The following is an 18,232-nucleotide window of genomic DNA, read 5'->3' on the forward strand; positions in this document are numbered from 1 at the left end:
GAAAAAAATCTCTCAACTCTTAATACTCATCCGTATTTTTATCACCTCATTTAGCTCTTACTCATAGTATCGCAACCGGAGTGGGTCAACATGCAAGAACAATGGGTCAACATCTCAGGAATTTACAGCATGTGGCGGCGGGTGAAGCAATCTACCAGGCAGCAGTACAAAAATTGAGCATCAGCACCCAAGTCCGGCAGATCTCTCGCTCGCGTCAGAACGATTAAAGCACTGTCCCCGTGTTGCTCGTTCGGTATAACGTAACCGGCAGCAGTATTTTGGGTAATCTCCTTGGGTGCTGCAATTGAAATTGCTTTAGATTGTTATTTCGCCCCTGCGGAGCAAGAGTTCTCCGCGGAGTCTTTCCTCGGGCAATGTGAGCTGGGAGGACTCTGCGGCAGGCGGAGGGTCAAAGGTTGTAATTAAAACGCTCATGCCGCGCAGCGTTCAGTTCAGGCACAAAAGGCCGGAGTGTCCTTCCAGTTCCGAACCGCAGTACAGCAGAATTACCGTTACTGATTACTCCAAATATCCAGCACCACTATTGGCACACCACTGCTATCTGCTGCCCGCTTTTCAATATTTGATTTTGATTTCAATTAGTTTTTGAATATCGGTTATCAATTGTCCATCCTTTATTTCAAGTGTTATACTACGTCCTTCTTCATAAACTTTTGCCGATTTTAATCCGGTTTTTATAATTTCAGAAACGTTACTTTGAAAAAGCTCATCCGATGCTTTTTGTCCGAACACAAATGAAACTTTGAAAAAGCTGTCTCTCGGAAGCAAATAAATTAATGCCCGTTTTTTATCTTTTATTCTAAAAGCCCAACCATATTTTGCTCCCGACATAAACCATTCTTTTATATTTTCCGGAAATAATTTGTCTGTCAGTATTATGATTTCTTTCCAGTATTCATAGGTCTCTGCCAAAGCAATTCTCAAATGGGCATTAGTTGGTTGCACCTTTTTGTCTGTAAATATGCTAATCATTTTCTATTAAACTGAATGTTTAAAAACTGTATGACTTTTTTATAGCCATATAGCCAAGCCGCCTAGCGGTTCGTTGTTTTTCGTCTAATCAAATAAAAAATATTTCCAGTGTTTATGTCCTGTTTCACCCGAAGCATACCAGCCCTGACTTGGTTCTGCCTGTTCAGTAGGAAGAAGCCAGGCTGTATGACTATACACGCTGTTTTCATCTAAAGGATTGTAAACAACCCATTCCCTTGTTCCAAATCTGTCAAGCAAAAATCTGGGTTGCTCAAATGAAAGATTATAACCCTTTCTGTGTGGCGCATACAGATACTTTTCAACTCCCACTACATCGGGGTAATAGTCCTTGTTCTGGGCTTGCAATGTCAGTGGAAATTGTCCTGTTTGCGTATAATATTCTTCAATATGTCTTATAAAACGGTTTGCATTCTCAATGGCACGGTTTCTACTTAATTGTGTTAAGTGTTTTGCAAACGTCAATTGAAAAAGAAGCGTAAAAATGGGAAGATAAATTAAGTAAACTGGTAGCCAATTAGCTTTGTTTTGCGGTTGATTTTTTAATGATTTTATTTGCGGTATTAAAAGCACCACAATAAACGTCCATAGCAACAGCATAAGCATTCCTAAAGATTTTCCAACACTCAACGTAGCAAAAAGACAAATTACAAGGATAACAAAAGTGCTAATGATCAAAGCCGTTATCGCAAAAGCAAATCTATGCTTTGGTATAACAAGCCACAGAACTCCAACAGGGACTAATGCAAGTCCTACAAGACCAAAAACCTGTATCATAGTTGAAATAGGCATAGCCAATCGGTCGTAATCCCCTGAAAGAAAGGGATAAGCAATTCCCAAAGCTAACAGTGTTGTCAGAACCATTAAAAGGATTATATGTATTGCTAATTTTGTCATTTTACTTTCTTAAACAAAAGGAGGTCTATGTACAATGACCGCTAATGGTTTCGGCCTGGCGATGTGGCAGTATTCAGTGATTCGTCTGCCCGTAACCGATGCTAAATTTATAGCTAAATGTTCATTGTTTATTCTATTGCCTGGCATTATTCGTCGGCTGGAACTGAAGCTTGGATTTACAGCCGAAGTTTATTCCGTCAGCCATGCTATTGCAAATGCACCTGTTATAGGCGTACCCTTCGTCACATCAATTATTTTGCATCATTTATTTGTCCAACCTGTGAAATGGTGAACACGTTTTTTTGTGTCTGCTTATGGTCAATATTTTGTTCTTCGTCTGGGGACGTTCTATTCTTTTTTTGAAATATTGTTGTGTTGGTTACTTCAATTTTGTCCTTAGAGATTATTGCATGTTCATGAAGTTCATAAGTATCCAATGCGTAATCAATGTCGCAGTCTGAATGTAAATATTTTGATTCGATTATTTTTTCGTTTTTCTTATTCAAACTTGCAACGAAAAAATAAGTACAAAGTCCGGCTTCATCATTTACGCTAATTACAGAATAAGATACGTTGTCATTTAATTGAATTGTTGTGTCGCAGTAACAGGTTTCACTTAGTGGTGTTGTAAAAGATGTGTCAATAATTTTCAGTCTAATAAGGTCATGCGTCAATAATTCATTTCCCGTAACAAAATGTTCAGAAATTGTATCAAACATAATTGTTGTCAATTTTTTTTGAGAAGACTGAATAGAAGTATGTGTCTTGTCATTGTCTTGAGAAGATTTTGTCTTGCATTGTGTCGTAATAACCAATGTCAAGAGTCCGAAAGCAATAATTTTTATTTTTCTATGCACTGTCAATCGGGTTACCTATAACACATAAATTTATGTTATTACATTCAATTTGCAAGTATTGATATCCAATGCATTAATATTATGAATTTTGTATTGTTATTAGTACAATACGATCTTTTTACCTGCTATTTCTTAGCATCATTAAGGGCAACTTACCGAATACAAACGAAGGGATAATTTTACCAGGCTTATATTATACCAACTGCATCTGTGCAGCCATCCGTATAAGCGAAGCGGTATTTTTTGCAGCAAATTTGTTCAGCAAACTTTTGCGGTGTGTTTCCACCGTAGTAGGGCTTATAAATAATTGCTGCGCTATCTCGTTATTCGTCATGCCCCCAGCTACCAGCTTCAGCACTTCTTTTTCACGCGATGTAATAACAGGAACAGCAATATTATCCGGCTTACGCAGCGTAGCCGCAGTTTCATTGCTCAAAAAGGTTTTTCCTTTTACCACGGTTTCAATTGCTTCCACCAGCTCCTCCAGCGTAGCGTTTTTCAAAATATAGCCGCTTGCACCATTCTCCATCATTTTCTGAATAAAGCTTTGCTGGTTGAAAGTACTTAGCCCTATAATAAATACGGCGGGATATTTTTCTTTCACCTCCTTACAAAGCTCAATACCACTTTTATCAGGCAGATTAATATCCATTAATATCACATCAGGCAATTGCTTTTGCTGCAGAAATGCCATACAGGATGCGGCGTTCATGGCATGCCCCAACCACTCCAGGCCGGTTTCATTTTGCAACAGCGAGCGTATACCCTCTACTATCATGTAGTGATCATCTACAATAAATATTTTCGTTGTCATACTTTCAGTTCAATTAAAACGGATGTTCCGTTTTCAGATGATTTTACATCGAGCTTTCCTTTCAGAAATTCTACCCTGCTCTGAATATTGCTCCAGCCAATTCCCTTTGAATGCTGTAAAATTACGGTATCAAAACCTTTTCCGTCATCCTCTATGGTAAGCGTTATATTGCCCTCGCGCTGCTCCGCCTGTACAATAGCGGAGGATGCACCCGCATGTTTGATGGTATTGTTTACCAGTTCCTGTACTATGCGGTAAATGGTTATCGCAGTCGTTTGATCAATGTCCGCCGCTTCCAGTCCGCTGGATTGGTAAGTTATTTTTAATACGCCGCTCTGATTAATATCGTTGCAAAAATCCTTCAGCGCCGTATCCAGTCCAAATTTTACCAACACCTCAGGCATCATATTGTGCGCCACACGGCGCATCTCCTGGATGGAGCTGTCCAGCATATCCATACTGCGTTCAAATGCCTGCTGATTGTCGGGTGTCATTACAAGATTTCCCTTCATGGTTTGAAAAGCATATTTAATGCCCGATAACATGCCGCCTAATCCATCATGCAAATCTTTTGCAAGTCGGCTTCTCTCCTGCTCTTCACCCTTTAACACAGCTTCAGTAGCAGCCAGTTGCTTTTCTGTTTCCAGTTCGCTTATACGTTGCTGTTGCAGCTTTTGTTTTTGCCCGTAATTCCTGTAAATCAATATTGAAATCATTAGCAGCGCAACCAGGCTGCCCGACAATAAATAATTGAGCATATTTTTTTGGCGGATGGATAATCGCTGCACTTCCTGTTCTGCTTTCAACCGGTTTATTTCCTGCTCCTTTTTTTCCACACGAAAACGCACTTCCATCATTGATATATCTTCCCTGGTTTCCGCTGTAGCCAGGCTATCCGTTATTTCCTTATATAATTTTTGATACTCAAACGCTCTTTTACAATCACCTTTTATATTATACCATTCAGCATATAATCCATACGCTTCTGCCTTGTAATCGTCGTATTCATTTTCCACTGATAAACGATACAACTCATCAATAGTAGATTTAAAATATTTGTGTTTCAAATCCTGCTGAAAACCTGCCAATGAAAACAAAGCCTTTGCCTGGAGCCACTCATCTTTGTTTAATTTGGCATAATCATATGCTTTCTGGTAGTAACTCAATGCCTTCAGCGTGTCTTTGGTATAATAAGCTTCCACATCGCCCCGGTTAAGATAATATACATGAAAGCTTTTATTGTTCTTAAGCTCTTCAACTACCGGCCATACCAGGTTCAATACAGAATCTGCCGCTTTATAATTGTCAAGGTTCATAAAAATGGCAGACTGATTCATCATCATATTTGCCAGCAACCGGTTATCATTAAACCGCTGTGCCGCCTCAACAGCTTTCTTTGAATATTCAAGCGATTTTGGATGATTGCCAAGATTCATAAAACAATTGGCTATACCATTGTATGCGTTTACAATACCCCAATGATTAGTTTTATCAAATATCTTTTCCGCCTTCACATATCCGTCCATTGCCTTTTCATTATCATTCATCATCCAGAAAAGGTTTGCCCGGTTGGAATACATATGCGCCAATTGCAAAACCAGTCTTTGCGCAGTATCCTTCTTTACCAAAGCTTCTAAAGAATCGCCATACTGCAAAGCGGTTTCAAACGCGCTTTTGTTTTTGTAATAAGCCAAACTCAAATTATAAGCAGCAGCTAAACCCCACTTATAGTTTATTTTTTTGCTGAGCCGTGCCATTTCCTTTACATAAGGCTCAAAGTCGGAGGTATTATTATTTAAAGTAGCTTCCATGTAACTGAACAAAGCCTCTACACGCAGACTGTCAGTGGGCGTTTTATTAATGTTATTGCGAAGGCTGTCAGCTCTTGTTTGCTGGGCGAGGGAATATCCGCACAAAAAAAACAACGTAATCAATATGATGGTGCGGCGTATAGTCATTTTATTTTGTACGATATATGTATAATAAGATTACACTTTAACATTGAACTCCACCAATACAGAAGTACCCTTGCCGGGTTGAGATTTTACATCCAGCCTGCCTTTCAGGTAATCTATGCGGCTTTGGATATTGCTCCAGCCAATACCGCCTTTATATTCCAATATATTTTTGTCAAAACCTTTACCATCATCTTCCACCGTAAGCGTTATACCATTTTCAGATTTATCCACCTGCACAATAGCAGATGAAGCGCCTGCGTGTTTGATGGTATTGTTTACCAGTTCCTGCACTATACGGTAAATAGTTATAGCGGTTGTTTGATCAATAACAGCATTTTCAAACCCGTTCGACTGGTAAGTTATTCTTAAAACACCACTTTGATTAATATCATGACAAAAATCTTTTAAAGCCGTATCCAGCCCGAATTTCAACAAAGCCTCCGGCATCATATTATGTGCCACACGGCGCATTTCTTTAATAGAGCTGTCCAGCATATCAATGCTGCGTTCAAAAGCCTGTTGATTTTCAGGCGTCATAATGAGGTTACCTTTCATAGTTTGAAATGAGTATTTAATGCCCGACAACATACCTCCTAATCCGTCATGCAGGTCTTTTGCCAGGCGGGTTCGCTCCTGTTCTTCTCCTTTTAAAACCGCTTCGGTGGCGGCAAGTTTCTTTTCTGTTTCAAGTTCGGTTATGCGTTGCTGTTGCAGCTTTTGCTTTTGGGTATAATTCCGGTAGCCTAAGCCGGCTATGATAATTAAACCAATTGCACTGCCTGCAAGAATATTATTGAGTATATTTTTCTGACGGATTACAGCCTGCTGTAATTTGATCTGGTTTTCTTTTTTCTGTGTTTCAAACTTTTTTTCTATTACCAGCACCTGGCGTTTTAACTCATCCCCATTTACGCTATCCCGTAATTTTGATGCCTGCTGCAAGCTTCTTTCTGCCTGCTCTATATCATGCATGGCATACTGGATGCTGCTCAGGGTTTCGAGGTTGGATATGCGCTCAGCACGGGAGTTATATTGCACGTCAAGCGCCAACGCTTTTTCAATATAAGCTTTTGCTCCAGGAAAATTTCTTTTATACATGGCATGTACTGCCAGGCCGCGAAGAGATATGGATTCACCCACTGGTATTCCCATCTCCTCAGCTATTTTTAATGACGCATCAAAATATGGCTTCATGCTGTCAACCACCTGTTGCTGCATGTATATATTGCCTATATTCAGCAGCAATGTCTGTTTCAATTCGGCATAATCTATTTTCCGGGCTATACCAAGTCCTTCAAGGTAAACAGCCAATCCTTTTTCCATATCTCCATTGGAAACATAATTATTACCAAGATTGGAAAGAATAATCCCAAGCGTTACAGAGTCATTTGTATTCCTGAAATAAGCAAGCGCGTCTTCACTCATACGGATGGCTTTATCATATTGGCCCAGCTCATGATAAGCATTCTGCATAATATCAGACAGGCGTGCCAGCATGGCTTCATTTCCTGCCTCCTCCATTGCCTGCCTGCCTTTTTCTAAATAAGCAATTGCACTATCGTACATGTCCATATGTAAAAAGGAAGAACCTGTGTTGCTATAGGTTTTGCCAATAATTACCGGGTCTTTTAATTGCAAAGCAAGCCTGAGCGCTTTTTTATTGAGCATTAAAGAAGAATCTGTTTTTTTCTGAACATTCAGTAAGTAAGTATAGTTGCTGATGAATTTTATGATGCCTGCATCATAGCCCAATTTTTCACTCAGGTCGCCAGCTTTACGGTAATACACTTTTGCAGTTTCATGATCATTCATTTCATACTGCTGTCCTATATTAATATACAGCTGAACAAGGTTGGAATCCTGTTTAGCAGCAGGTAAAAGCCTGAGGAGGCTGTCCTTATTCATCAGTACCTGCGCCAGCCCTGAATGCATATACAGCAATACAAAAAAGAAACAGCCATATTTCTTCATACTACAAAATAAATTAAGGTAAGATAATACAGTACTCCCTTTTTTCCATGATTTTTAGGATGCACGCTCCAAATACCGTCCTGCGAAAAACCTGTAATGTTCGCAGCTCGGCCATCCAGCCCTGCAATCTTATTGGTTTATTAGTTACATTATTTTAAATATCCTGTTTTTCGGGGATAGGACGAATAATCAAAGCCGGATACTTTTAAACCCTAAACTACAATTGGTATGAAATATTTAGCTTTATTTTTCACGTTTACCCTTGCCACCCTTGTTACCACAGCAAAAAGCTGGAGAATAAACAACAATGCAGGTATTATTTCAGATTTTACCACCTTTTACGATGCTGTACAAAATGCTTCTGTAATGGCAGGAGATACGCTGTATATAGAACCCAGCGTTAACATCTATGCTACTAACAGTATTACCATGACTAAAAGACTGGTTGTGCTGGGCATGGGATATTTTCATGATACTACAGATGTAAACTATCCTCCTAACCCCGGGCTACAATATGCAAAAACAAAATCTATACTTAGCTTTTTCCGATTGGGAAATGGCGCCAACGGCAGTTATTTTGCCGGGCTTACTTTTAATAATGGTATAAGTCTTAGCGGCGCCGCATCTGCCTGGAATGTTATTTTTGAACGTAACCTTATTACCGGCGGCGATTTCAATATTGAATCTGGTACGAATGATCAGCTGATTGTAAGAAAAAATTTTTTTAATGGCGGTGCTTTAAGAGCCAATACTAACGGCGCTACACTCAGCAACCTTACCTGTGAGAATAATATTTTTTACGGGTATTGGGGAAGATTTGAACTGACCCAACTTACCGGCTCAGATAATGTTATCCGGAACAATAGTATTTATGGAGCCAGTGCCGCCAGCAATATATTGAATGCTTATGTAGCCAATAATATATTTGGAACCGGATCGGCCGGAACATTTACCAACTCCACCTTAAAAAATAACATCTTCGCCATCAACCAAACGCTTCCCGGAACAGCAACAGACAACAAAGTGAGCATTGATATGAATACCGTTTATGCAGGCGGCACAGGCAGTATCGACTCACGTGTAATGTTGAAATCAGGTTCACCCGCTTCAGCGGCAGGCTTAACCGTCGGTGCTGTTGCAAATCCCGATTGTGGCGCTTTTGGCGCCACTGATCCTTACAAACTTTCAGGTATGCCCAATATCCCAAGTATATACACTTTAACAGTGCCCACATCCATCCCATCGGGCAGCGCAACAATGAATATAACATTTAGTGTAAGGAATAATAATTAGCCATGGCTATCAGCTTTGAGCCTTCAGGAGACATCCTGTTAATCGTTAGCAGACTGTCCCTGATAGCCGACAGCTGATAGCTGAAAGCCCTATTCAACTTTCTACAATGAAAAAAAAATTACTTTTTTTGTTGGTGCAGGCTTTTATTGCCTTAACGTATGCGCAAGACCCTGCATACCCTGCTGCACCTGTCACTGCTCAAAATATAACACGCGCAGAATATTTTATAGATACTGATCCCGGAGAAGGTAGTGGTACCAGTATTAGCATAACTGCTGCAACGGACATAAGCAATGCTGCCGCGTCTATTAATGTAAACGGGCTAACCAATGGTGTGCACAGGTTGTACATCAGAACCCGCAATAATGAAGGCAGGTGGAGCATTACCAATATTAAAGACTTTTTGTATGACTCGGATATTCCTTATAGCTCCACACCACCGGCTGCTCAAAATATAACTGCGGGCGAATACTTTATAGATTCAGACCCGGGCGAAGGCAGAGGCACAGCCATTTCCATTACACCCGGTATTGATTTGTCTGCCGTAGCAGTTTCCGTTAATACAGCAGGCTTATCCAATGGTACACACCGTTTATACATAAGAGCGAGAAATAATGAAGGCAGGTGGAGCCTTACCAGCATAAAAGATTTCAGTGTAGATTTTGACTTTGCATATCCAACAACGCCTACAACACCACAAAACGTTGTGGCTGTAGAATATTTTATTGATACTGATCCGGGCGAAGGCAGTGGTACAGCTATTACTGTTACACCCGGAACTGACCTGGCCAATGTTACCGCTTCTGTTAATACCAACGGGCTTTCTACCGGCACACACCGGGTATATATCCGTGCCAAAAATAATGACGGCCGCTGGAGTATTACTAATGTAAAAGATTTTCTTGTTGACAATAACTTCGATTACCCGGTACAGTTACCGGCAGCATTGAATATTATTGCCGCCGAATATTTTTTTGATACCGACCCTGGATTGGGCGCCGGTACCCCCATAAGCATTACACCAGGCGCTGATCTGTCTGCAGTTAACGTAGCAACAAATACTTCCGGGCTTAGTCTCGGCACGCACCGCTTATATATCAGGGCTAAAAACCAGGAAGGCCGTTGGGGAATGACCAATGTGAAGGATTTTATTGTGAACAATGATTACGGTTACCCCACACCGTTACCTGCCGCGCAAAACATTATTGCCGCGGAATATTTTATTGATACTGATCCGGGCGCCGGCGCAGGTCATGCCATCAGCATTACACCTGGCACAAACCTGGCGAATGTTGCCACTACCATTAACACTTCAGGTTTAAGCAATGGCAGCCACAACCTGTTTATAAGAACCAAAAGCCAGGAAGGAAAATGGAGCATTACCAATTATGCTACCTTCTTTACAGACCTGATGGATGTATCGCCTGACACTTTATCTTTTGGCAGCGTACCCACAGGCATTACGGTTGAAAGAGACGTGATCATAAAAAACAACAGCACCTCTGTTCAAACCGTTAATGCCATTGATATAGGCACTGATTTCAGCACGGACGCTGTTTTACCAATCACCATTAACGCTGGCAAAGCTGATACCATCAAAGTAAGATTTAGCCCAACCAGTGTGGCGGCTTATTTCGATTCGGTTGAACTAACCACCAGTTCCGGAAAATATGCAAGCATACTTACTGGTAATGGCATTGCTCAAACCTATTCGTGGATCATATCCCCGCTCAATGGATATAACTATGGCAACGTTGTACTGAACAACAGCGCCAGTTATACATTTACTATTTTCAACAAGAGCAATGTGCCGGTTACATTGAGCAATGTTGTTTCAGGCAACGGCGCATTTGTGCCCACCTTTACACCGGGCACTGTAATCGCAGCCAATAATGGCTCGCTGAGCCTGCCTGTAATATTTACACCAACAGCAGTTGGGCAATACAGCGCGCAGATCAAAATTTTATCATCAACGCCGGGTGTAGATTCCGCTACGGTTACGGTTAACGGTAATGGATACACGCCGGGAGCACCGCCCGTACTCCAGTATATTTCAGGAGGCGCATATAATGGCACCAGCGGTGTAAGCCCTGCAGCAGGACCAACAGGCACATTCACCTATAAAGTCCTGTATACATCTGCCAACAATAAAGTGCCGATGGCAGGCTATCCTAAAGTGTCTATTGACCTCAACGGCAACCAAACATTCAATGATCTGAATGAGGGTGTGTTTACCATGGTAAAAGAAGGAACAAGCACAGACTATATAAACGGCGTAGTATACAGCTATACTTTCACGCATAACAATAATACCAGCAATGCCGGCTATAAATTTGATGCAACAGATGAAGACGGTAATATAGCAACAGCAGGTATTGCATATAAATCAGGGCCTGTAGTTACCAGTGACATACTTGATCTGAGGATTTTCGCGAATGATATCAGCTTCAGCAAAGCCAATCCACAACCGGGCGAAACATTTACGATGACAGCCCGTGTGAGCAACAGCACCGCTGTGCCTGCAACCAATGTGCCGCTTAAATTTTACAGAGACACCATACTAATAGGCAGCGCGGTACTGCCATCTGTACCTGCAAATGGCAACAATACCATCAACTACACCTTGAATTTTGCTGACGAAGGCTTTTACCCGATAAAAGTGTGGATAGACAGCAGCCAGACCCTGGGCGAAAGTAATATACTGAACAACTATGCTATCAGACCGGTAGTAGTTGGGTCACCAAACCTGCCTGGTAGTATTGTTGCTACAACAACCGGCATAAGACAGGAGTGCCCGCAATTGCAGGTATTGATTACCGGCAACGCAAAATATGAGGGTACAGGAACCAATACTGTGTTTGTTGCCGGTGCGGAAGTTACCATCAACACAGGTTCGCAAACATTCAAAACAACAACCGATGCTAATGGCAATTACAGCACACTGGTAACAGGCGTAACCTGTGGCAGCGGCAACTTCGCCTATGCGGTAACCGTTACTGACTTTACTTTCACCAGCAGTCCTGTTTCATATAGTTTGCCAATGCCTTGTCCGGCTCCTGATGCATGCAAGCCACCCGTACCGCAACCATCAATGGGCGGCATGGGTATGAGCACAGGAACAGGAAAGTGCAGCAATATTGCCGGTGGCACAGGTAATATTGATTTGAAAATAAAGATCAGAGAAAGAAACCTCAACAATATGTGGAGTGGCTTTGATGAAGTATTGGGTGGCGCTGAACTGAAAGTATTTATAAACGGCGAATTATTCGATACACAGGCATTCAGCGCCGGTGCACTGGCGCCTGGTCAGGAAGTACCTGTAATTTTGCCCTGGCAGATACCGGAAAGTACCGACCCTGTAAGCATAAGCGCTGAACTGGTGTATACTTATGTAGAGTACGAACAAATACCCAATACGGCTACCATTCGTCCACATTATATTGTGTATACGGTTGGTACTAATGGTACGGTTACGCCGCAGCCTGCCCTGCCTGATCTCACCATACAGAATTTTGCACAAACCAGTTTCATCTCGTTCAGGTTTGATGCAGTTAACCTGCAATGTGTTACTGCCGGCAGCCATGTAGTAAAGATATTTGACGGAGGAACGCTTATTAAAACACAAACCATATCTTCACTTGCAGGCGGCACATCTCAAACCATTACGTTCTCTGACCCGTCATTAACACCAGGTGTACATACCATAAAAGTGATTATTGACGCTGACACCGAGGTAACAGAAACAGATGAAACCAATAATGAATTTATATTCACTATTACGGTTCTTGCGCCGGATGTGAGCGTAACAAATGCTACCGCAAACCCAACACTGATGAACAATGGCACGAATACACAGTTTACTGCCATCATTAAAAATACGGGTAAAGCAGCCGGAAGCTTTAATGTGAAATTCAGTGTGAACGGTGTGCAGGTGGGCGCTAAAAAAACGGTAGCCGGTATTGCGGAAAACGGTTCTGTTACGGTTGTATCTGATGCATATACTGTCACCAGCAATATCAATACCTGCGGGGATGTACTGGAAGTATTTGCAGACAGTGATAATGATATTACCCAGGAAACCAACAAGAGTAATAATAAGAAAAACATTCCGCTCAGCGCAGATATTATACCCTTGCAGTTGACATACGAAACAGGTTCTGCAGCTAACCCTGCTATTGTAAGAGTTAACAATACCGGTAACTTCTTCCCTGCTATAAGAAATATGGGCATAAGAGATGCATCTAATGTGCAGGTACATTACTTACTGAACGGTATTGAAATAGGTTCAGAGATCATCAGCAATGTAAAGGCTGGTGAACAGTATGCGGCGCATGGCACGTTCTCTCATATGTTCAGCACTACAGGAGACTTTACAGTACGTGTGGTTGCAGACTCTTCAAATACAGTTTGTGAATCAGAAGAAGGTAACAATATTGGCTACTATCACATACGTGTAACCGATAGCAAACCTGACCTGGAAGTATTATCCCAGTACATCTCTCCGAGCAGTCTTAACCCGTTGCCTGCGCAAAACATTACCATTGTAGGCACAGTGCGCAATGCAGGCGGCAAAGTAAGTACAGCCAATGTAATGCGGTTTTTTGTAGATGATGTGCAATTGGGCGATGATGTGCCTTTCAATGCCATAGAACCTGGGAAGGATACAACGGTGCAGGCTACCCTCACTTACTCCTCATTAACACAGGGAACAAAGATCATGAAGATAGTGGTTGACCCTGCTAATACTTTAAATGAAGAGAATGAGGGTAACAATACAGCAACCCGCGCATTGATAGTGGGTGAAGCACCGGATATGGCAAAACGTTTTGCTAATTCCATCAAATTTAATCCCAACGGATTTTCAATGGGCGACAGCGTAACCATATCATACTCCATCATCAACAACGGAACAGTAGATGGTTCTGCATGGGTTCGCTTCTATGTCTATAATAACAATGGAAGCTTGCGTGCTGTAGACAGTGTGCCATTCTTCCTTACTGCCGGTGCAAACACTATTGTAAGCAAGAAGATGTATTTTGATGTACTGAAAGGAAAAGTAGTGGCGGAAATTGTGAACTGCACGCCGGTTGAATATAATTCAACAAACAATACCGATACCCTGTCTTTCTCAACCGTACTCCCTATACCAAAAAACATCACGGTAAATGGTAATCTTGATATGAAGCAGGGCATACCGGATGATGTGCCGGGATGGATCGGCGGCAAGCTGTTACTCGGTGATTTTGATCTCACCATTAACGGAAGCATATTGAATATTGATACCGCTCACTTTATTGTGACCAATGGCACTGGTAAACTGAAATTGGTAAATAATAATGCAGAGAATGTTTTCCCTGTTGCAACGGATACCAGTCACGGTAATTTTGTGAAGATTAACAATACCGGCACAATGGACAATTTCTCTGTGAGAGTAGCGCCATATGTATTGCAATTGGGCAACAGTGGAGATACGCTGAGAACAGGTAATGTAAACCGTACATGGTTTATTGAAGAACAAACACCGGGCGGCAGCAATGCAACGCTTACCTTCCTTTGGAATGGACAGGATGAACAACCATCTTTCGACAGGGCACAATCGAAAACAGCACACTATACTACCACATGGGAAATGGGAACAATAAGCGCCGCGCTTACAGATACTGCCGGCAGGTACAGTAAAACACAAAGCGGATATACAAGCTTCTCTCCGTTCATCATCACCAATACTGACCTGGCACTACCGCTCCGCCTGCTGGAGCTTGAAGTAAAAGTGCGCAATAACGATGCGCTGGTTGAATGGCAAACCACTGATGAAGTGAATACCAGCAGCTTCAGCATTGAGCATAGTATTGACGGCATGCTATTTATCTCAATAGGCAATGTAGCTGCGGCGAATACACCGGGTGTGCATAATTACCGGTTCACACATGCAGGTATAAGTGAGGGTGATCATTACTATCGCCTGAAAATGGTGGATATAGACGGAAGCTATACCTACTCCGCTATCAAGCTTGTAAAAGTATCAGCAGGTTTATCACTACAGGCATATCCAAACCCGGCAAGGCAGTTTGTTACCGTGAGAGGATTGCAGGGCGATGGCACCCTGGAGCTGATAAGCATTGATGGAAAAACAGTATACCGTACCACAACGGTAAACAACACTACTACCATCAGCTTAAACAATATCACCAATGGCATTTATATCATCCGCTATACCTACCGCGGCCAGGTGCAGCAATTGAAAATTATAAAACAATAGGGACTAAGGATCATCAATTGGACAATGCTAACATATATCCACCGATCCGGGGCATTTGCCCCGGATTTTTTATATCAAAGAACATCTTCTCATAGTATCATCTACCCTATTCTTTTCTCTCCGGTTATTATAATCAAAATCATGAAATATTTTATATTGCTTGCATATGCAACCTGCATAAGTTTTCTTGCAACTGCGCAGCGACCGCCGCAGGGGCCTGTTTCCGACACTGTTTATACTCCTGAAAAACAGGGTTACACATTATACTGGGAAGATGAATTTAATGGCAATGCACTTGATACTACCAAATGGGAAGTAAGAGGTATCGGTCCGCGGGCATTGGGTCATGTATCCAGAGAAGCTGTTACCATCGGCAATGGCTACCTGTACCTGCACGCGTTAAAACGTAATGACAGCATGCTCATCAGCGCCGTAGGCACAGAAAACAAATTCATGACCACCTATGGCTATTTTGAGTGCAGGGCGCAGTTACAGCAATCACCGGGTGTATGGGGTGCATTCTGGTTACAATCTCCCAAATTATCTGGTGGCGCTGACCCGGCCATATATGGTGCCGAAATAGATATTATGGAATGTTTCAGAAAACTGGGAGACGATATTGTTTCACACAATGTACATTGGGGTCCATATGGACCAAAGCAGCAAACTACCCGCGGCATGCAGAGCTACCTAAAAGGTGTTGGAAGTGGTTTTCACACTTTCGCACTTGAATGGACGCCGGATAAATATATTTTCTATGTGGATGGATATAAATTTTACGAGGTCAACAAAGGAATTTCTCAAATTGATGAATATATTATCCTTAGTATGGAACTTCCCAATGAAATAAAAGACCTCGCCAAAACAAAATTTCCTGATGCGTTTGTGGTAGATTGGGTAAGGGTATATAAAAAAAGAGGTAATTAACAAGTGCAGGTTAGCCGGTTTAAACGCACTTCCTCCTTCTCACAGGTAACAAATTAAGCATATTACGGATAAAATAATGAAGTATATACACAACATATTTCATTATTAACTCCTAAAATATGCATTATGATTAATTACACACAAAGCGGCAGCCTTAATGATAAAAGCTATAACCTTACAACAGTTATGAAACCCATTGGACCGGCTTTTAAAGTAAAAAAATTAAGAGCAGGCACACCACTGGAACTCGAACTGGCAGGCACAGTATCTGCAACCTCGTTATCCAGTTCAAACGGAATACGTTTTGAACTGAGGATAAACGGGAAAAAACCAAACTATAAAATACAGGGCTCATTAAAAGCCGGACACCTGTATGATTCTATAGTTATGAAGAGTGTATATACAAAGCTCAGACCCGGAATCTATACCATGCAGGTTTATGCGGCATCTGCACCTGCAGGAACAGCTTCAGGTGTAATTCTTGACCCCGGGGGATGGGGTGAAGTAATACTTGCAACAGAGTTTTAATCACCTCTCATTAATTGATATTTTTTAGTTTACGGAGCAAGCTGTAATATTTAAATGCAGCTTACTCCGTTTTGGTATGTGGGATACATGATCTCACATCTTTCCCTCCGCCTGCCTCGTACCTTATGAACCACAGGCAGGTAGTACCCGGTCTACAAAAATTATTTCATTTGTACCACGACCATGAACTATATTCATGGTCATATATCCAGGTTTTGGAAGAGATTGCAGCAGTGATTACATTATAAACACTGCTGTCCTGTATATAAACGGAACAGGCATATCACTAATCAATAATAAAAACCCTGAAGATGGAAATTGTTTTACTTCCAGTTCTCCTTCTTTATCACATACTCAAAATGCAACACCTTTTTATCATAGTGATCAAGAGCCACTTCGTTAATTTTTTCCGCGCCTGTTTTTAGTATTGCTAATTGTGAACGGGTGTTGGTCGACCCAACATGGAAGTATACTTTATCCACAAACTGGAAGGCATAATCAAGCAATAATTTCTTGCAGGATTGATTATACTTTCCGCCCCAGTATGCTTTTGCAAGAAAGGTATAACCGATAGCAATGCTGGAATTACCGGGCTTATAATCATAATACCTTGTGCAGCCGATTATTTTTTCATTTGATTTATCAACGATCAGAAAAGCGGTATCACCTGCAACCGCACCATCAAAAAAAAGCTGGAATACTTCCCGTTTGTACCTGTCCCATGTAGGATGTTGCTCCCATATTAACGGATCTGATGCAACTGCGTACAGCTTTTCAAAATCGTCTTTATGCAGCGGAACAAGCTTTACCAGGTCATTCCCGAGATAATCCGGTCGCCAGTTAGGTTGTATTGTTGTCATATGCTAATATCAAAAATAAAAAATGGATTTACAATTTTAAATCAATATCCAGTAGCGGCAGATTATTTCTACAGATTATTATACAACTAATTTACCTCTACATGTATATGATCATCATGTCTCACAGCCTGGCATCCATGAAAGCGTACTTTATTATCCATCAGCTTTAAACGCTTTTTTAAATGCGGCTCAATAAACACCTTACTTATTTTGGCATTTTCGCAAAATGCATTAACGGTAAATTTTGTTTTTTCTCCATCAAAAATAAAATTATGCTTGTTGCCTTGAGGTGTTATACTTCTGATAAAACTATATTGCCAATAACCGCTGCCTGCACAAATCCCGGAAGTATTTTCTTCTCTCCCTGTCGGTTCTTCACAGATACCGTAGCCCAAAAATGAAGGACAATCATTTGTAGATTGCTTTGTTCCGGCATCCAGATAGTGAAATGATATATCCAGTTTCTTGCCATCATTATGACTCAGATGCGGAAACAAAGGAAAGCCATCCATAAAAGGGAAATTAGCATCTAAATAATTGATTACTGTATTAGGATATTGCATATTTATTTGTTTTGCAACATCATTTAAACTGGCTTTTAAGGTTGCATTTACATAATGCCTGTTTAATAAACAGGTAATAATATTCAATGGCTTTATGTGATCTCCTGAAAATATTGGTAACGATACCCGCCCGAATTGCTTAGCTGCATGAGGTACAATAAAAATACTAATTAATTCAAGTTGCTATTTAATCGGTAATTTTATTGAGTGTAAAGGCTAGAATAAACATCACCAGTTTTATCAAAAATCCTTTAAAAGTCACTGCATGAATTTTTCTTAGGAATAATCCTTTTA

Annotated in this window: 13 protein-coding genes and 1 pseudogene; 5 read left to right on the forward strand and 9 right to left on the reverse strand. The window is 41.2% G+C overall.

Annotated features, from left to right (window positions below):
* Nucleotides 1-576 precede the first annotated feature (576 nt).
* Both DC498_RS25215 and DC498_RS25220 read right to left on the reverse strand, forming a co-directional pair.
* Nucleotides 577-993, reverse strand: coding sequence for a DUF3788 family protein (locus tag DC498_RS25215; RefSeq protein WP_116876900.1), 417 nt, complete (start codon nucleotides 991-993; stop codon nucleotides 577-579).
* Nucleotides 994-1,077: 84 nt separating this feature from the next.
* Nucleotides 1,078-1,908: a hypothetical protein gene (locus tag DC498_RS25220; protein WP_116876901.1), complete on the reverse strand. Its 831-nt coding sequence runs from the start codon at nucleotides 1,906-1,908 to the stop codon at nucleotides 1,078-1,080.
* Nucleotides 1,909-1,942: 34 nt separating this feature from the next.
* Here DC498_RS25220 and DC498_RS26025 point away from each other — a divergent pair, with 34 nt between their 5' ends.
* Nucleotides 1,943-2,200, forward strand: coding sequence for a hypothetical protein (locus DC498_RS26025; RefSeq protein WP_133176979.1), 258 nt, complete (start codon nucleotides 1,943-1,945; stop codon nucleotides 2,198-2,200).
* Here the strand turns inward: DC498_RS26025 and DC498_RS25225 are convergent.
* The 4 genes from DC498_RS25225 to DC498_RS25240 form a co-directional block, all read right to left on the reverse strand.
* On the reverse strand, nucleotides 2,160-2,627 hold the full coding sequence (locus DC498_RS25225; RefSeq protein ID WP_116876902.1) for a hypothetical protein: 468 nt from the start codon (nucleotides 2,625-2,627) through the stop codon (nucleotides 2,160-2,162). The two genes, DC498_RS26025 and DC498_RS25225, sit on opposite strands and share 41 nt — an antisense overlap.
* Before the next feature lie 331 nt (nucleotides 2,628-2,958).
* The gene (locus DC498_RS25230; protein WP_116876903.1) at nucleotides 2,959-3,579 is read right to left on the reverse strand and encodes a response regulator; all 621 of its coding nucleotides are present in this window, start codon (nucleotides 3,577-3,579) and stop codon (nucleotides 2,959-2,961) included.
* A complete protein-coding gene (locus DC498_RS25235) occupies nucleotides 3,576-5,537 on the reverse strand; it encodes a tetratricopeptide repeat-containing sensor histidine kinase (protein ID WP_116876904.1) in 1,962 nt (653 codons plus the stop codon). The genes DC498_RS25230 and DC498_RS25235 overlap by 4 nt, the downstream gene beginning before the upstream one ends.
* Nucleotides 5,538-5,567: 30 nt before the next feature.
* Entirely contained in the window at nucleotides 5,568-7,508 is a 1,941-nt protein-coding gene (locus DC498_RS25240) for a sensor histidine kinase (RefSeq protein WP_116876905.1), read from the reverse strand.
* Between the two features lie 228 nt (nucleotides 7,509-7,736).
* On the opposite strand from DC498_RS25240, the gene DC498_RS25245 reads away from it, so the two are divergent.
* The 4 genes from DC498_RS25245 to DC498_RS25260 all read left to right on the forward strand — a co-directional run bounded on the left by DC498_RS25245 (nucleotide 7,737) and on the right by DC498_RS25260 (nucleotide 16,515).
* Nucleotides 7,737-8,801, forward strand: coding sequence for a hypothetical protein (locus DC498_RS25245; RefSeq protein ID WP_116876906.1), 1,065 nt, complete (start codon nucleotides 7,737-7,739; stop codon nucleotides 8,799-8,801).
* Between the two features lie 106 nt (nucleotides 8,802-8,907).
* A complete protein-coding gene (locus DC498_RS25250; RefSeq protein ID WP_116876907.1) occupies nucleotides 8,908-15,060 on the forward strand; it encodes a CARDB domain-containing protein in 6,153 nt (2,050 codons plus the stop codon).
* A 141-nt stretch (nucleotides 15,061-15,201) separates the two neighbouring features.
* The gene (locus tag DC498_RS25255; RefSeq protein ID WP_165813961.1) at nucleotides 15,202-15,987 is read left to right on the forward strand and encodes a glycoside hydrolase family 16 protein; all 786 of its coding nucleotides are present in this window, start codon (nucleotides 15,202-15,204) and stop codon (nucleotides 15,985-15,987) included.
* 126 nt (nucleotides 15,988-16,113) lie between these two features.
* Nucleotides 16,114-16,515 (forward strand): hypothetical protein, encoded by a 402-nt coding sequence (locus DC498_RS25260; protein ID WP_116876909.1) that lies wholly within the window; start codon nucleotides 16,114-16,116, stop codon nucleotides 16,513-16,515.
* A gap of 323 nt (nucleotides 16,516-16,838) precedes the next feature.
* Here DC498_RS25260 and DC498_RS25265 read toward each other — a convergent pair whose 3' ends face one another.
* The 3 genes and pseudogenes from DC498_RS25265 to DC498_RS25275 all read right to left on the reverse strand — a co-directional run.
* Nucleotides 16,839-17,375 carry a GNAT family N-acetyltransferase gene (locus tag DC498_RS25265; protein WP_116876910.1) on the reverse strand — a complete coding sequence of 179 codons (537 nt, stop codon included), beginning with the start codon at nucleotides 17,373-17,375 and terminating at the stop codon, nucleotides 16,839-16,841.
* An 86-nt stretch (nucleotides 17,376-17,461) separates the two neighbouring features.
* On the reverse strand, nucleotides 17,462-17,938 hold the full coding sequence (locus DC498_RS25270) for a hypothetical protein (RefSeq protein WP_133176980.1): 477 nt from the start codon (nucleotides 17,936-17,938) through the stop codon (nucleotides 17,462-17,464).
* Between the two features lie 187 nt (nucleotides 17,939-18,125).
* A pseudogene (locus tag DC498_RS25275) lies at nucleotides 18,126-18,232 on the reverse strand (IS982 family transposase); the annotation flags it as partial.

This window comes from Terrimonas sp. (assembly GCF_003075435.1).
In the GTDB taxonomy this organism is placed as follows: domain Bacteria; phylum Bacteroidota; class Bacteroidia; order Chitinophagales; family Chitinophagaceae; genus Agriterribacter.

What these genes read in the sequence shown, in the direction of transcription:
- DC498_RS25220 (WP_116876901.1), bottom strand. Translation starts at nt 1,908, where the DNA reads ATGACAAAATTAGCAATACATATAATCCTTTTAATGGTTCTGACAACA.
- DC498_RS25240 (WP_116876905.1), bottom strand. Translation starts at nt 7,508, where the DNA reads ATGAAGAAATATGGCTGTTTCTTTTTTGTATTGCTGTATATGCATTCA.
- DC498_RS25245 (WP_116876906.1), top strand. Translation starts at nt 7,737, where the DNA reads ATGAAATATTTAGCTTTATTTTTCACGTTTACCCTTGCCACCCTTGTT.
- DC498_RS25270 (WP_133176980.1), bottom strand. Translation starts at nt 17,938, where the DNA reads ATGCAATATCCTAATACAGTAATCAATTATTTAGATGCTAATTTCCCT.
- DC498_RS25260 (WP_116876909.1), top strand. Translation starts at nt 16,114, where the DNA reads ATGATTAATTACACACAAAGCGGCAGCCTTAATGATAAAAGCTATAAC.
- DC498_RS25225 (WP_116876902.1), bottom strand. Translation starts at nt 2,627, where the DNA reads ATGTTTGATACAATTTCTGAACATTTTGTTACGGGAAATGAATTATTG.
- DC498_RS25255 (WP_165813961.1), top strand. Translation starts at nt 15,202, where the DNA reads ATGAAATATTTTATATTGCTTGCATATGCAACCTGCATAAGTTTTCTT.
- DC498_RS25230 (WP_116876903.1), bottom strand. Translation starts at nt 3,579, where the DNA reads ATGACAACGAAAATATTTATTGTAGATGATCACTACATGATAGTAGAG.
- DC498_RS26025 (WP_133176979.1), top strand. Translation starts at nt 1,943, where the DNA reads ATGACCGCTAATGGTTTCGGCCTGGCGATGTGGCAGTATTCAGTGATT.
- DC498_RS25235 (WP_116876904.1), bottom strand. Translation starts at nt 5,537, where the DNA reads ATGACTATACGCCGCACCATCATATTGATTACGTTGTTTTTTTTGTGC.
- DC498_RS25265 (WP_116876910.1), bottom strand. Translation starts at nt 17,375, where the DNA reads ATGACAACAATACAACCTAACTGGCGACCGGATTATCTCGGGAATGAC.
- DC498_RS25215 (WP_116876900.1), bottom strand. Translation starts at nt 993, where the DNA reads ATGATTAGCATATTTACAGACAAAAAGGTGCAACCAACTAATGCCCAT.
- DC498_RS25250 (WP_116876907.1), top strand. Translation starts at nt 8,908, where the DNA reads ATGAAAAAAAAATTACTTTTTTTGTTGGTGCAGGCTTTTATTGCCTTA.